The organism is Heyndrickxia acidicola (genome assembly GCF_001636425.1).
Lineage (GTDB): Bacteria > Bacillota > Bacilli > Bacillales > Bacillaceae_C > Bacillus_AE > Bacillus_AE acidicola.
Genome location: NZ_KV440953.1, coordinates 1,904,912 through 1,920,017, shown reverse-complemented (window position 1 = coordinate 1,920,017; position 15,106 = coordinate 1,904,912). Strand labels below are relative to the sequence as shown.

General features: G+C 38.5%; 13 protein-coding genes. 7 read left to right on the top strand and 6 right to left on the bottom strand.

The genetic code is table 11. The features are described 5' to 3' along the window. Nucleotides 1–83: 83 nt before the first annotated feature. From A5N88_RS08965 to A5N88_RS08955, 3 genes are all read right to left on the bottom strand, one after another. Nucleotides 84–1,436, bottom strand: coding sequence for an MFS transporter (locus A5N88_RS08965; protein WP_066264965.1), 1,353 nt, complete (start codon nucleotides 1,434–1,436; stop codon nucleotides 84–86). Nucleotides 1,437–1,735: 299 nt separating this feature from the next. After that, nucleotides 1,736–2,485: a hypothetical protein gene (locus A5N88_RS08960; RefSeq protein WP_066264964.1), complete on the bottom strand. Its 750-nt coding sequence runs from the start codon at nucleotides 2,483–2,485 to the stop codon at nucleotides 1,736–1,738. A gap of 413 nt (nucleotides 2,486–2,898) precedes the next feature. Then, entirely contained in the window at nucleotides 2,899–5,034 is a 2,136-nt protein-coding gene (locus A5N88_RS08955; RefSeq protein WP_066264963.1) for an ATP-dependent Clp protease ATP-binding subunit, read from the bottom strand. A 951-nt stretch (nucleotides 5,035–5,985) separates the two neighbouring features. Here A5N88_RS08955 and A5N88_RS08950 point away from each other — a divergent pair. Then, on the top strand, nucleotides 5,986–7,026 hold the full coding sequence (locus A5N88_RS08950) for a YkvI family membrane protein (protein ID WP_066264961.1): 1,041 nt from the start codon (nucleotides 5,986–5,988) through the stop codon (nucleotides 7,024–7,026). Between the two features lie 5 nt (nucleotides 7,027–7,031). On the opposite strand, the gene A5N88_RS08945 is transcribed toward A5N88_RS08950, so the two are convergent. From A5N88_RS08945 to A5N88_RS26105, 3 genes are all read right to left on the bottom strand, one after another. Next, complete coding sequence (locus A5N88_RS08945; protein WP_066264960.1) at nucleotides 7,032–7,640, bottom strand: CPBP family intramembrane glutamic endopeptidase; 609 nt, start codon at nucleotides 7,638–7,640, stop codon at nucleotides 7,032–7,034. Nucleotides 7,641–7,800: 160 nt separating this feature from the next. Beyond that, nucleotides 7,801–7,992 carry a YkvS family protein gene (locus A5N88_RS08940; RefSeq protein ID WP_066264959.1) on the bottom strand — a complete coding sequence of 64 codons (192 nt, stop codon included), beginning with the start codon at nucleotides 7,990–7,992 and terminating at the stop codon, nucleotides 7,801–7,803. Between the two features lie 166 nt (nucleotides 7,993–8,158). Further along, nucleotides 8,159–8,290, bottom strand: a complete 132-nt coding sequence (locus A5N88_RS26105) for a hypothetical protein (RefSeq protein ID WP_260525550.1) — start codon at nucleotides 8,288–8,290, stop codon at nucleotides 8,159–8,161. 475 nt (nucleotides 8,291–8,765) lie between these two features. Here A5N88_RS26105 and ykzS point away from each other — a divergent pair, with 475 nt between their 5' ends. The 6 genes from ykzS (at nucleotide 8,766) to ptsP (ending at nucleotide 15,027) form a co-directional block, all read left to right on the top strand. Beyond that, the gene (ykzS, locus tag A5N88_RS08935; protein ID WP_066264958.1) at nucleotides 8,766–8,960 is read left to right on the top strand and encodes a protein YkzS; all 195 of its coding nucleotides are present in this window, start codon (nucleotides 8,766–8,768) and stop codon (nucleotides 8,958–8,960) included. Nucleotides 8,961–9,296: 336 nt separating this feature from the next. After that, nucleotides 9,297–10,235 carry an AAA family ATPase gene (locus A5N88_RS08930; protein ID WP_066270389.1) on the top strand — a complete coding sequence of 313 codons (939 nt, stop codon included), beginning with the start codon at nucleotides 9,297–9,299 and terminating at the stop codon, nucleotides 10,233–10,235. Then, nucleotides 10,235–11,401, top strand: a complete 1,167-nt coding sequence (locus tag A5N88_RS08925; protein ID WP_066264957.1) for a DUF58 domain-containing protein — start codon at nucleotides 10,235–10,237, stop codon at nucleotides 11,399–11,401. The genes A5N88_RS08930 and A5N88_RS08925 overlap by 1 nt, the downstream gene beginning before the upstream one ends. Next, nucleotides 11,395–12,651, top strand: coding sequence for a hypothetical protein (locus A5N88_RS08920; protein WP_066264955.1), 1,257 nt, complete (start codon nucleotides 11,395–11,397; stop codon nucleotides 12,649–12,651). The genes A5N88_RS08925 and A5N88_RS08920 overlap by 7 nt, the downstream gene beginning before the upstream one ends. A 394-nt stretch (nucleotides 12,652–13,045) precedes the next feature. Then, nucleotides 13,046–13,312 (top strand): phosphocarrier protein HPr, encoded by a 267-nt coding sequence (locus tag A5N88_RS08915; protein WP_066264953.1) that lies wholly within the window; start codon nucleotides 13,046–13,048, stop codon nucleotides 13,310–13,312. Further along, nucleotides 13,312–15,027: a phosphoenolpyruvate--protein phosphotransferase gene (gene ptsP, locus A5N88_RS08910; RefSeq protein WP_066264951.1), complete on the top strand. Its 1,716-nt coding sequence runs from the start codon at nucleotides 13,312–13,314 to the stop codon at nucleotides 15,025–15,027. Before A5N88_RS08915 ends, ptsP begins: the two co-directional genes overlap by 1 nt. Nucleotides 15,028–15,106 lie beyond the last annotated feature (79 nt).

Here is a 15,106-nt window from a genome sequence, read left to right as displayed (position 1 = left end):
GGCAGTCCCGCTTTTTTATTATAAAATGCCTCTTGTCCAGCTCCGTTGAAAGGATAAAAAACAATTCTTTTTGACGGCTTATCTTATGCTTGTCGCCGATAAGAAGACGCCTTTTCATGTTCGACTGAGCTGGCTTCAGCAAGGGTTTTTCCTTTGGTTTCTGGAGCCCATGCTATAGCTACAAGAAGCCCTAATAGTGTGAGTCCTGCTCCAATCAGCATTGTTACCCCAATTCCCATTGAACTAAGGGAATATGGAAGCAGGAAGGTACCAACAAAGGATCCTATACGGCTGAATGCCGTTCCCATACCAACTGCCGATGCCCGGATTTCCGTTGGGAACAATTCGTTTGGATAGATATAATCCAGGACACTTGGCCCTCCGGAGAAAAATGCATAAAGAGCAAATCCAAGTAGAATGACCCATATTGAAGAATTAGGGAAGATTCCCAATACGAGCATCCCAACTGTCATCATCACAAATGACCATATAATGACAGGGCGGCGTCCCAGCTTATTAACAAAGAACAGAGCAGGAATACACCCTATTAAAAAGAACAGACTGATAATGATTTCACTGAGAAATGAAACATTTTCCCCCTTTAAATTGAAAGCCTTCAAAATTTCAGGCCCGAAGGTATAAATAGCAAAGGTAGGTATGATTTGGAAGGTCCAGAACAGCCCCACAAACAGTGTTCTTTTCAAATAACCTCCTGTAAACATTTTTCCAAAGCGAGTTTTTTCTGTTTTTTCTATAGTTGTGTGACTTAAATCAATTTCAACGTCATAGACAGTGTGAATAACCTCTTCTGCTTCCTTGTATCGTTTTTTACTCACTAGCCATCTTGGCGATTCAGGTGTACCCCAGCGCATGACAAGCAGAATGAACGTTGGGACAGCGCTGCTGACCAACATCCATCTCCAGGAATTATCCCCCAGAGGCAGTAAAAAATAGGCAACAATATAAGAAACTAATGCACCTAAATACCATGTAGACATTAATATCCCAAGCATTTTACCACGATGCTTTTTGGGAGAGAATTCAGCCAGCAGTGCAGTAGCAATTGGATAGTCGGCTCCAATTGCTACACCCATTAAAAATCGTACAATCGTCAGCTCAATTGCATTATGAACAAAGAATTGGAGGACAGAAAATACAAGGATAGCTGCCAAGTCAAGAGTGTACATGACATGACGGCCCACAAGGTCAGTAATATAACCGAATACTAAACCTCCCAGTAATAAGCCGGCCAGGGCAGATGCCCCGATCATCGCACTCCAAAATGTGCTTAAGTGCAGTTGCTGCATATGTGATAAGGCCACTCCGATAATAGTCAGGATATAACCGTCTAAAAATGGACCGCCACAGGTATAGATGGTCAGCTTACGATGAAATGAAGTAAATGGTGATTCATCCATTATAGTTTGTAAACGCATTTGCTCAACTCCTTAATGATAATAATTTCTTAAATTGCACATTATCATCCAGGAAAGATAAAGGGAAAAGTGAGAGATGTTAGAAAGAAAATAGAAGACGTTATCAGCAAAATAAAAAAGTAAGCCTGTTTCCGCTTTTTATGCTTGTTCTATTTGTGTAAGTCTTTACTGACAGCATTCCTGCAGTGGATGCTAAGTAAAAATCCAAGCGACAGACTTTCTTTTTACTTTTTTACTTTACCGATATTTTAAAGAGACTTATCTTAATGATTTGAGAAGATTTTTTAAGAGCCGGGTGGTTATGTTAAAGAATAGGTATCCGGCCAAATAGCTGTTCTTGCCTGAGGATATCGCCGATATAATTCACCGCGTTCAGCAAGTTCATCCCACCCTCTAACGGAACCATCCTGCGCCCGATAGCTTGAGAGTGCTTGGGCTGCCTCAGTGAGTCCAGCGCCCTTGAGTCTGATAATTGCCTCATTATATGATACTCTTTCCTTCTTGGTAAGCTCGAGATATTGATTTATTAAAATGAGCAGCTCATCCTCATTTAAATCAGGCTGTGCCTGTAATTGTTCCATAATTCGAATAGCAGTTTCTTCTTTTAGGGCGTATAAAGTTTCTCCAATACGAGGACGTATGGTCAAAGCTGTTTCTGCTAACGTAAGACCAAGCTTCGGACCAATAACCCATTCAAGATCAACAGCATATGGCCATTTACCTTCAACAGCTTTTACAGTGGAAATGACCCTGGTTAAACCGATAATTCTTTTTACGGGCTTTGTTACATAAATAAACATCTTTTGTCCGGTTTTAATTTGATCAGCTATTTTCTTTCGATTTTTTGGAAATCCAACAGAAGGAGTCATTCGCTGATCATAGATGCCTGGATACACAACCTTGATCATCCATTCGCCTGCTTTATTGGCAGCCCAATCAAAGTCTGCCTCTTCAGTGGTAATTTTAAGTAAGCTCTTTATATGTTTCATTTCTTCTTTGAGTATTGCCAGTTCATTTTCCAACTCAATAACTCGATGTTCAAGGGACATTAGTTCCCCTCCTGGAGTGCAATATAAATACTTTATTATATTAACGCTTATATTTATTGGAGTCAAATAAAGTATACGACTCTATAGGGGATGGATAGTTAGTGTGAGTAATAGGAAAACCTGTAGAAATTATTTGGAGATAAACAGGCATGACAAACATCGTTACGCATATCTGAGTAATACTCAGTGTTAAATTGAATCCATTTTTGATTGCAGTGATAGGCACGAGACTTCTGCATAGAAAAGTTAAGGGAGAACCCGAAGGAGCATGGGGCGATCAGGCCCCCTTGCGAGTATTGCAGCGGAAACAAAAGGCAAGATTATCAGAGCCAAAAAAAGAGTTTTGGCGGTAAAAAAAAGATAGACAAAGCACAGTTGGCTTTATCTATCTTTTTCTAATCAGTTACATATTATTATTCAGACTGAACTGTAATTTTATCATCTGCCATAACAGCTTTAAGTTGTTTAGCTTCTGGATGATCGAGAATAAAGTCTGCGATTTGATCCTCCAGCTGTTCTTGGATAACACGGCGTAATGGGCGTGCGCCAAAGGCAGGATGATAACCAAGCTCAGCAATTTTTTCTTTGACATCTGTAGTAATTACAATTGAAATCTGTTGTCCGCTTAATGCATTATTTAATTCAGATAGCATTAAATCGACAATCTTAATAAGATGTTCATTTCCTAAGGACTTGAATTCCACGATGTTATCAAAACGGTTCAGAAACTCTGGTTTGAAGAAACTTCCAAGTGAATCAAGAATGTTAGCTTCTTCCACAGCCTGGCTTGCACCGAACCCCATATGTTTAGGTTTTTCAGTTACACCAGCATTACTTGTCATAATAATAACAGTGTCCTGGAATCCGACTGTTTTACCCTGGCTGTCAGTTAAACGGCCATCCTCTAAAATTTGCAGGAACATATGCTGTACATCAGGATGTGCTTTCTCAATTTCATCCAACAGAATAATGCTGTAAGGATTGCGTCGGATTTTTTCTGTTAATTGACCAGCTTCATCGTGCCCTACATATCCCGGAGGTGAACCAATCAATTTTGCCACACTGTGTTTTTCCATATATTCACTCATATCGAGACGAACCATAGAATCTTTTGTTCCGAACAATTCTTCTGCCAATGTTTTGGCTAACTCTGTTTTACCTACACCTGTCGGCCCTACAAAAAGGAAGGAACCAATTGGGCGGTTTTTGGATTTTAACCCAGCACGGCTTCTGCGGATAGCCTTTGCTACTTTTTTAACAGCATCTGCTTGGCCGATCACTTTTTGAGCTAAATGATTTTCTAAATTCTTCATTTTTTTCTGTTCATCTTCTTCAAGCTTGCCTACAGGGATGCCTGTTTTGTTTTCAATGATCTCCTGGATGTGTGCAACCTTTACAACAGGCTTTTCGGTTGTCACCTCATCCTTCAGCATTGCTTCAAGCTTAGCTTCTTCATCGCGCAGTTTAGCAGCCATTTCATAATCCTCTTTTTGAAGAACTGCCTGTTTTTGCTGCTGTATTTCTGCTAATCGCTGTTGTACTTCTTCCTTGCTTGGTACTGTAATGGTTAAATTTATTTTAGAACCTGCTTCGTCCATTAAGTCAATTGCTTTATCTGGAAGGAAGCGGTCTGAGATATACCGATCAGATAAGTTTACACAAGCTTCAATGGCTTCTTTAGAAAATGTCACCTGATGGTATTGCTCATATTTATCCTTAAGTCCCATTAAGATCGTTTTTGCTTGTTCAAGAGTAGGCTCGTTTACTTGGACAGGCTGGAAACGTCTTTCAAGAGCCGCATCTTTTTCAATTTGGCGATACTCTTTTAAAGTGGTTGCACCGATGACTTGTAGCTCACCGCGGGCAAGGGCCGGTTTTAAGATATTGCCAGCATCCATAGAACCCTCAGCAGAGCCAGCCCCTACTAATTGGTGAATTTCATCAATAAATAAAATTACATTCTTACGGCTTTGTAATTCCGTAATCAATTGTTTCATTCTTTCCTCAAATTGGCCTCGGATGCCTGTATTTGCTACTAATGAAGCTACATCAAGTAAATAAACTTCTTTATTTTTCAGCTTAGCAGGTACTTCGTTCTGCACAATTTTTAATGCAAGCCCTTCAGCGATAGCAGTTTTACCTACACCAGGATCCCCAATTAAAACAGGATTGTTTTTATTTCGACGGTTGAGAATTTCAATGACACGATTGATTTCATTTTCACGGCCGATAACGGGATCAATTAGGTCAGCTCTTGCACCATTTGTAAGGTTGCGTCCAAATTGATCAAGTAAGCCATTTCTGCGTTCTTCTGTTTGAACGGTTTGTTTTACACCATCCATAGAAGGGCCAAAAGGAGATTCTGAACCATTGAAAAAGCCTGATCCGCCTTTAAAAGCATTGAATGTATTTCCTCCGAATGCACTTCCCAGCTTTGATTTTTCTTCCTGGTAACAGGTTGAGCATAAGTGAAGATTTTGAGCATTTCCATTTATATTTACATGCAATTGAACATTTGCTTGATTTTGATTACATTTTTGACATAACATCAGTCATTCCTCCTAGCAAATAGTTTGATATTGACTAACTTTGACTTTTAAGTTGAAACAAAAGTCAATTTAATTTTTGTCTGCCTGCCTTAATGCGGAGTGAAATTAACCTTGACTAACTTTGACTTTTAAATTCAAAAAATGAAGCTAAGAAAATATCTTTAGCTTATATGAGCAATGTATCAGGTCTTGTCAGTTTTTGTCAAGAATAAGTTTGACCAACATTGACCTTATGGCATTATCATACACGAAGTTCATTTGATTTGCAATACTTTTGTTTGATTAATTTTGACCAATTGCAGCAAAGATTCTCGGAAAATGAAACATATCGATAGAGAGGCGGCATAGCTATATAATTAAGAATAATTTTATCAATTGTAATGGAGTTCTTTTTACATTGCAAATAAAAGATCTTTAATATAGGTTGAACTTAAAAATTGATTCTTCGTGGTTTTTCTTTGTGCTTTAAGAGCGGATAAAACGAGACTCCTGCGGCACAAGCAGGCATAGGGATACCCCGCAGGTGCTATTAGCGCCAAGAAGGCTTCCTGTCTGCAGTGGAAATCAACAGGTATGCCTTTGTTTGAAAAATAGGAACAAGCACCGGGTCAGTATGCAAACCTTTTTAATATTGGAAAATATGAGGACTAACTAAAATTACTCAATTGTACAAAAGAAACGATTTAAATAAAAACATTAAGAGTTAACTTCTTTTTCCAGCATCCTTCATTAATATGTCTTATTTTAAATGCTCGTACATAAGGATAATTAATAGGAGGCTTTGTTAATGGAATCTTTTTTTTTTGGCTCATTGACGTTAAAGGAAATGATCTAAAAAACGAGCAGTTATCAACATAAAAATTTAAGGGAGACATTAGACAATGAACTGGTGCGTTACCATAGTGCTGCTTTTAAGGCAGGGGGCCGTGTTCGTCTAAGGGGAGATGAGGAATGAAAAAGTGGACGGGTGCTTTACAGATAGCTGCTGTATATGTAGGAACAGTAGTAGGAGCTGGATTTGCAACTGGAAGAGAAATTGTAGAGTTTTTTACAAGATTCGGGCTTGTGGGCTTTGCTGGTTTGCTTGTCAGTGGATATTTGTTCACAGTTCTGGGGTCAAAATTAATGGTGAAAGCTGTTGAACTGAGGGCAAAGTCTTTTGAAGACTTCAATACACATTTATTTGGAAAAACATTTGCTTCCATAATGAATATCTTGATGATGTTTATGCTAATGGCAGTAACCGGAGTTATGCTGTCAGGAGCTGGAGCGGTTTTTCAGGAACAGTTACATATGAATAAGGAAATGGGAATCGCAATAACGATTTCTTTAACAATTGGTGTTATGCTTTTGGGAACAAAAGGGCTTTTCGCTGTCAATACCTTCATAGTCCCCATGATGATATTGTTCAATTTATTGCTAATGAGCAGGTCTATAACGGGCATCCATTTTATACAGTCTCTGTTATTTATCCCCCATATTCATAATTGGTGGAAAGCAGCTGCAGCTCCTTTTGCCTATGTAGCTTTTAATTTAGGGCTTTCTCAAGCTGTACTGGTGCCCCTTGCGGCAGAAATGAATGACCGTGAAGCAGTAAGGCTTGGAGGGAAAATAGGAGGTATTGCATTAACACTAATTTTAATTTCCAGCCATTTTGCTTTAATTTCGCTGCCGAATGTAACGATTTATGAGATTCCAATGGCTGTTATTGTGAAAAATACGTTTTCTGGTATTTATTTTATCTACGTAATGGTGATTTTTGGAGAAATTTTCACATCTATTATTGGAGATATCTACGGTCTTGAAAAGCAGTTTAAACAATTTTTGCCCATTAATAGTATTTGGATAAACATCATTATTGTTATGATTATCTATTTTATCAGTAAGTTGGAATATGGTGCCTTGCTTGGGCTTTTGTACCCACTGTTTGGATATGTAAGTATTATTTTTATTGCATTATTATGGCTAAAACCAAACGAAAAGGTAAAATAGCTTCTTTAATGTAGAGGCAGGAAAACCAAAAGCAGTAAATCGAAAATTAGATGGGCTGTAATGACACCTATGATATTTTTCTTTTTTATGTATAAGATTCCCCAAATTAATGCACTGACAAAGGCAGCCATCGGCAGGATCAGATAACCGGAATAAATTAAGGCAGCCCCATTTAAAACAGCAGTAACAAATACGGTTGTATAGGGTTTGAAAACCTTCACCAGTAAACCATGAATGACCCCTCGCCAAAAAAATTCCTCAGCAGGAACGAATACAGCACAAAGAACAATATAATGCCACCACTTTCGGGGGGCTAGCTGCTGATATACTTCAACAACCTGTTGATGTAGAAGCGGAAACAGCCATTGTAAAAGCCAATTACCCGCCATAAAAGCAAGATAAGTCGCTATTCCTGTTACAACACCAGGAATAACGGCTTTCTTTTGCTTATTTTCAAAAGGCAAATTTGTTAAAGTGGAAATTCCTAATAATATGAGCATAGAGCATGTATTGATATGCCAAAAAACTGGAATAAGATTATAGGTAAAGTAGTACAAGATATTGGCAATGCAAATGAAGGCAAAAATTCTGGCGGAAATATGTTTAGTAGTCAAACGAGAGAAAGCTCCTTTAGGTTAATAATAATTATGTTTTTATTATGATAACCAGTAAAAGGAGAAAAGAAAAGGTTCAGGATGGGAGTGAAAAGTAAAAAATGGCCAAAAAGCCATTTTAAACGAAGGGTCAGAATATATTTTTTGGAGAAATAAACAATTAAGCGTTTACTGAGTCTTTAATCACTTTGTAATTTTTATGATTTACCACTGTTTTTTCTTCAAGATCGAGGGCACGATAATTTTTCATGTAGGTTAAATCAACAATTACTGAATTCTCATTTACCTTTTCAACGATGCCCTGTAATCCATCTTTAAATTCAATAATACAGCCCACTTCTGCTTTTTTCATATGTTCTCCCCCAGTGATATTATTTTCCTAATATTTCTTTTTTTTAGTTTGCACTATTTTTCTGAAAAATTCAAGCGCTTATAATCAATTTATTAAAACGTTTACAATTGAATGTGAGGGCGAAGGGTAAAATGCTCATTATCCGTGGGATTCATATCTTTGTTTCCTACATGTTGATTTCCGCTGCAGGCACTCGCTTTCCGCGGGGCGGTAGGGAAGCCTCCTCGTCGCAAGCTCCTGCGGGGTCTTCCCTAACACGCTGATCCCGCAGGAGTCTCGTGCCTTTCGCTGCAATCAACGGTGAATTCATATTTGTATTGGACTATAACACAGACAGGCATAGCTTGTTGATCCTGCATGTTGATTTCCGCTGCAGGGACTCGCTTTCCGCGGGGCGGTAGGGAAGCCTTCTCACCGCAAGCTCCTGCGGGGACTTCCCTAACACGCTGATCCCGCAGGAGTCTCGTGCCTTTCGATCAATCAAAAGTGAATTCTTATTAGTATTGGGCTATAACTCTGATAGGTATAGCTTGTTGGTCCTGCATGTTGATTTCCGCTGCAGGGACTCGCTTTCCGCAAGAGTCTTGTACTTAACGTTTCAATCAAACATGATATTCGATACACAATGAGCTTTAACATAGATTAAGTGATAAATAGATTGTCCTCGTTTCAATTTGACTAAAGAGGCATCGCTAAGATGTATGGAATCTAAGTAAAGAAAAGAGTATATGTCTGTGGTAAAATAAGTTAGCAAAAGATAAGGAGGGATAGCGATGACCCCAGAGGAAGTATTAGAGATACTAGAACAATTAAGAACTGGAACGATCAAGGAATACTATGTTGAAAATCAGTTTTTTTTGGACTTCAGGAAGGAACTTGTTAAACAAAAGGATTTCAAACACTTTCAAGGAACGGCTGAAAGGGGCGGGAATGTAAGATATCAGTATTTACAAGAAGCCAGGAGCTGATTGGTAATATAAGAGAAAGCGCCTTACCAATCGGTGTATGGATTTAAGTAGTCTTCAACTGAGATAAAGAAAACACAGCGATACCTTTTACGAGCTGATGCTGACTTATCGGAGGGAAGAGAAGCAGAAATACGGTAGCCCATAGGCGCTAGAGCTAGACAGTACATAGGTTAAATAACTTCTTTCCTTTAATAAAAGGTATCCTAAAAGGATGCCTTTTTGTAATGGTTATATATATTGATTCTTGTGTGGATGAAAACTGAAATTAGAAAATATTTAATTAATTATGTTATTATAGCCTTATAAAAAGATAGGATTTTTGGGGGGACAAACTTGATACAGGCAATCGAAGAATTGAAAAAGGAAATATCAAAAGTGATGGTTGGGATGGAACAAGAGTTAGACTTACTTATGATAGCCTTGCTGCAAGGCGGACATATTTTGATGGAGAGTGTTCCGGGGACAGGTAAAACCTTGCTGGCAAAAACCTTTGCAAATTGTCTGTCTGCGGATTTTAAACGAATTCAGTTCACTCCGGATGTACTGCCTGGAGACGTAACAGGCATTCAATTCTTCAATCCCAAAACGCAGGAATTTCAGCTCCGCAAGGGACCAATTTTAACAAATATCTTGCTTGCGGACGAAATCAACAGGGCAACACCAAGGACACAATCCAGCCTCTTGGAAGCCATGGAAGAACGTCAGGTGACAATAGACGGGGAAACACTCATCCTGGAAGAGCCTTTTATGGTCATAGCAACACAAAATCCTGTAGAATCGCTGCAAGGAACCTTTGCTCTTCCTGCAGCCCAGTTGGACCGCTTTTTTATGAAATTAACAATAGGCTATCCATCCTTAAAGGAAGAAAGTGAAATCTTGAAGAGATTCCGCAACGGCAATCCTTCTGCTAGTGTCAGGAAAGTGATGGACAAACATGAGCTTTATACTATAAGGGAAGAAATGAAGAAAATTCAAATACATGAGGATATAGAAAAGTATATTCTCATGATTATCCGCGAGACAAGAGAACACCCTTCCATCATGAATGGTGCCAGTCCCAGAGCTTCATTGGCTTTGCTAAAAGCCTCTGAGGGATTAGCTTTTATTAATGGCAGAAGCTTTGTAACGCCAGCAGATGTTAAAAGCGCTGTTCCGTTTTGTTTGTCACATCGTTTGCAGTTATCGATTGAAGCTTCTTTAATGATGACACCAGAAAGCGTATTGGAAGAAATTCTTTCCAAGGTTCCTGTTCCTGTTGAAACAGAGGTATCTTGATGTTCTGGGAACGGGATATTTTAACGGATAAAATTCTGTTGGCAGTGGGCCGTTTGATGTTTTTCTTTTCAATATTTGCTCTCCTATATGGCCAAAGTTTCTTATTCCTGGGTTTTTTAGTGGGGGTAATATTAATATATGGCCATAATTGGTATATAGAAAATATAGGGAAGGAATTCGTTTTTCAAAATGAAAAAAAGATACAGAGAATTAATATAGAAGAAAAAGGAGAATGGAGACTCTCGTTTCTTAATAATGGTCTCCCCATTTTAAAGGGAGTATTGACCATAACATTTAATAATAAAGTAGAACCTCTTTCAGGAAATTTTCAGGAGATTGGTTCCACCATTCATATGAATATTCCGTTTAGAGCGTGGAAGAGGGAGGCTGTGACGGTAACAATTCCTTATTCTGCAAAACAAAGAGGGATTGCAGCTATCCAAAAAATTGAAGTGAAAATCCTTCATATGTTTGGAAGCGGAGTCGTTATTATGGAGAACAAGCGGCCAGTGAATACGAAGATTTATGTTTATCCTAAGAGAAAAAGAGTTGCATGGAAGGGAAAGGAGAAACTGCATTCACAAGGGCTCCAAAATGACCCCAACTCATTATTTTTTAATCCTTCAGATCTCATAGGGACAAGAGAATACCAGACAGGTGATGCTTTTCAGCATATTCACTGGAAGGCCAGTGCCAGAATGCAGGTGCTGCAAACAAAAGTTTATTCGAACGTCTCTTCTAAAAATTGGCTTTTCATTCTTAATGTAGAATGTGAGGGACTTTATCCGGACAGCCTTGAGAATTTCATCAGCTTTTTGGCCTATGTAGTGGACTTTGCGTTAAATGGAAATATTCCTTTTACTCTCGTTTCCAACGTCAGGTCGAGCCTGGATATTCCTTATTATTATCTGAAGGAAGGAGAAGGAGGAGTTCATGGACAAAAAGCCTTTGATTTTTTGTCTGCGATATCTTCTTTATCCTTGAATGTGCCGGTTCAATATATGATGAAGCATTTAGAAACACAGGCTTTAGCTTTTTCGACGATTGTGTATTTCGGAAAATCGGATCCAAAAACTATGAACACTTTTTCCGCTTTTAAGCAAGCAGGTTCTTCTGTCTTTGTTGCAGAGGCTGTAAGCGGACAGGGAGTTATCAAAGCATGGTAGAAATGAATAAACTGAACCGCCGGTCATTCTTGGTTTTTGTTTTGGAATTAAATAGAAGAATAATGATGGATTGGACTGTATTTCTGCTTTGTTTAAATGTAATAAACCCACTAACATCAACGAAGCCAATTTGGCCATTTATCATTGTTCCCGTCATTTCCATAGGATTTCCGCTTTTCGTGACCCGATTTATTGCAGGTCTCAAAATAAAACCCGCTTTATTTATTCTTTCATTCTTAATTTGTGTCGTTCAAGGGATAGCATTTTCCTGGCCGCTTTGGCTGAGTATATGTACGGCTCTTTTTATACAATGGAGGCTCCATGCGAATCTCAGGGAAAACTTACTTGAAGATGACGAAAGTGAAAGTAAAAAGATTTTAACTGCTTTTATCCTGATCTTTGTAAATTATGCAGCAGGTATGATTTCAAGAGTGAATATTGGCCTGGATCCGCTATTATTGGTGGTTTTCCAATTATTTTTATACACCTTTGGGTCGTTTATAAGAAAATATTTTGAGAACGGGCCGATTGAAAAACGTCATGTTATGTACGTAACGGGATTTCTTGTAATTATTCCGGTGGGATGTGCATCTCTAATAACAGCGGCTGCTTTCATTATCCGTTTTCCTTTCGAGAAAATCTTCACTTTTCTGCTCTATCAATTCTTATATATGATTGGCCCGCTTCTTACTATATTAGTCCATTTTTTTTCACCAGGAACAAATAAGATTTTTGGAAAAAAAGAAGTACTGGCTTCAAGAAGCATCAAAAAATCTATAGTACCTGATAAGATCCCTGTCCACCACTATGAAATCATTGGCATAATATGTGTAGGAATCGTAATTGGGCTGATCATTTTGTTATTTATTAAAATGAGAAAATGGCAAATATATGACAAGGGCAGCCTTAATACAGCTTTCTTTTCTGTCACAAACAGTCCTCAGAAAGACCGGGACGATGAAGGTGTTCAATTGGATTCTGGTTATACAAAGGCATCTAATCAAATCAGAAAACAAATGAGGTCTTTAGAAAAGTTTGCGAGGAAAAAGGGGTTGGAAAGAAAGGCTGAGGAAAACGTTGAAGAATGGCTGAATAGAATCGGTGTAGAATGGAACGATAATTGGCTTAGGGTATATGAAATGGCCAGGTATGGAGCCTATGGGGAAACAAAAACCGCTGCAGCTGAATTTAGCAACGAGCTTAAGTTTATCTATCGTCAAATGAAGGGTAAACAATTGGAGAAAAAATAATTATATATGTTGACTTTAAGTTCTTACTCTGATTATTGGAGCTAAAAGGCACGAGACTCGAGCTGGACAAGCAGGCAAAGGGATACTCCACAGGCGCAATACGCAACGAGGAGGCTCCTTCTCTGCCCCGCGGAAAGAGAGTAACTGCAGCGGAAATCAATGGCCAACTTATAAGAAAATACTAATTTCAATTTATAAAGAAAAAAATACTTTTTTTTAGTTATAATAATTGTGAGCACTTTATTTGTTTTATATAATAAAGAGTGGTATGCTATTTCCTTGGAAACACCAACTCGTATATAAAGGGAAACGCTTTTAGATAAATATGAAGCTTGGTGGTTAAATTTTATTATATGGGAAATTCTAAATTTATAAAGGTAAAGGAGTAAATAAAATGGCACAAAAACAATTTACTGTAACTGCAGAAACAGGGATTCATGCTCGTCCAGCAACTTTATTAGTTCAAACAGCTAGCAAATTTGATTCAGATATTCAATTGGAATACAAAGATAAAAAAGTTAACCTTAAATCCATTATGGGTGTTATGTCTCTAGGAATCGGTAAAGATGCTCAAATTTCCATTATTGCTGAAGGCAATGATGCACAAGAGGCTTTAAACAGCCTTGAAGAACTACTTGCAAAAGAAGGTTTAGCTGAATAATGTCGACTATCCTTAAAGGCATTGCTGCATCAAATGGCATTGCTATTGCAAAGGCATACCGCCTGGTTGAACCAGATCTTTCTTTTGAAAAGAAGAAGGTTGAGGATGCTGAACAGGAGGTAAACCGATTCAAGTCTGCTGTGTCTGCAGCTGGAGCTGAATTGGAAAACATTCGTGAAAAGGCCAATACTGAGCTCGGTGCGGATAAAGCTGCAATATTTGATGCGCATCTTCTTGTTTTAAATGATCCAGAGCTGTTAACACCAATTGAAGATAGAATTAAAAACGAAAATGTGAACGCAGAAAGTTCTCTTAAGGAAACGGCTGATATGTTTATTTCTATGTTTGAACAAATGGATAATGAATATATGAGAGAACGCGCTGCCGATATACGCGATGTAACGAAGCGTGTATTATCACATTTATTAGGCGTGAAAATACCTAATCCTAGTATGATTGCCGAAGAAGTGATTGTGGTTGGAGAAGACTTAACCCCATCTGATACTGCCCAATTGAACAGAGATTTTGTTAAGGGCTTTACGACCAATATTGGAGGCCGTACTTCCCACTCAGCCATAATGGCCCGTTCACTTGAAATCCCTGCGGTTGTTGGAACGAAAACAGCAACAGAAGAGATTCAAAACGGAGATTTTGTTATTGTTGATGGAGTAAATGGAGAAGTACATATTAATCCTACTCCAGAAGTGGTCGAAAAGTATAAGCAAGAACAAGTCAATTTCGATAAGCAAAAGGCAGAATGGGCGAAACTTCTTAATGAAAAGACGGTTTCAAAAGACGGACATCATGTAGAACTGGCTGCTAATATTGGTACTCCAGATGACTTACAGGGTGTACTTGACAATGGTGGAGAAGCTGTTGGACTATACCGTACAGAGTTCCTCTATATGGGCAGAGACCAGCTTCCTACAGAGGAAGAACAGTTTAATTCCTATAAGGCTGTCCTTGAGGGAATGAAAGGGAAGTCTGTCGTTGTACGTACACTTGATATTGGCGGAGACAAAAAGCTTCCTTATCTTAAATTGCCTGAAGAAATGAATCCTTTTCTTGGATTTCGTGCAATTCGCTTATGCCTCGAAGAACAGGACATGTTCCGCACACAATTACGAGCACTATTGCGTGCAAGCGTGTATGGCAATCTGAAGATTATGTTCCCTATGATTTCAACGATAAATGAATTTCGTCAGGCTAAGGAAATTCTTCTTGATGAAAAAGAAAAGCTGAAAGCTGCAGGTGTGAATGTTTCCGATAATATCGAAGTTGGTATTATGGTGGAAATACCATCTACAGCAGTGATGGCTGATCAGTTTGCAAAAGAAGTTGACTTCTTTAGTATTGGAACAAATGATCTTATTCAGTACACCATGGCAGCTGACCGTATGAATGAACGCGTCTCCTACTTATATCAGCCATATAACCCTGCTATCCTAAGAATGGTTAAGATGGTTATCGACGCTTCTCATAAAGAAGGCAAGTGGACAGGCATGTGTGGTGAAATGGCCGGTGATGAAATGGCTATTCCGATTCTTCTTGGCTTAGGTTTAGACGAGTTTTCCATGAGTGCATCATCCATCCTTAAAGCCCGTACTCAAATTCTTTCCCTTTCAAAAGCTGAAATGGAAATCCTGGCTAAAGAGGTACTTCAATTACAGACCACAGAGGAAGTAATTGAAGCTGTTAAGAAAAAAACTTTGTAAAAAAAGTTTATATTCGGGGAATTCGTGGTAAAGTTATATATCTCAAGGAAAGCGTAGGAAATGTTCTTTCCTTGCGCTG

Bases quoted from the DNA above. Each gene is read 5' to 3' on its own strand.
- A5N88_RS08965 (WP_066264965.1), bottom strand. From the start codon at position 1,436: ATGCGTTTACAAACTATAATGGATGAATCACCATTTACTTCATTTCAT.
- A5N88_RS08960 (WP_066264964.1), bottom strand. From the start codon at position 2,485: ATGTCCCTTGAACATCGAGTTATTGAGTTGGAAAATGAACTGGCAATA.
- A5N88_RS08955 (WP_066264963.1), bottom strand. From the start codon at position 5,034: ATGTTATGTCAAAAATGTAATCAAAATCAAGCAAATGTTCAATTGCAT.
- A5N88_RS08950 (WP_066264961.1), top strand. From the start codon at position 5,986: ATGAAAAAGTGGACGGGTGCTTTACAGATAGCTGCTGTATATGTAGGA.
- A5N88_RS08940 (WP_066264959.1), bottom strand. From the start codon at position 7,992: ATGAAAAAAGCAGAAGTGGGCTGTATTATTGAATTTAAAGATGGATTA.
- ykzS (WP_066264958.1), top strand. From the start codon at position 8,766: ATGACCCCAGAGGAAGTATTAGAGATACTAGAACAATTAAGAACTGGA.
- A5N88_RS08925 (WP_066264957.1), top strand. From the start codon at position 10,235: ATGTTCTGGGAACGGGATATTTTAACGGATAAAATTCTGTTGGCAGTG.
- A5N88_RS08920 (WP_066264955.1), top strand. From the start codon at position 11,395: ATGGTAGAAATGAATAAACTGAACCGCCGGTCATTCTTGGTTTTTGTT.
- A5N88_RS08915 (WP_066264953.1), top strand. From the start codon at position 13,046: ATGGCACAAAAACAATTTACTGTAACTGCAGAAACAGGGATTCATGCT.
- ptsP (WP_066264951.1), top strand. From the start codon at position 13,312: ATGTCGACTATCCTTAAAGGCATTGCTGCATCAAATGGCATTGCTATT.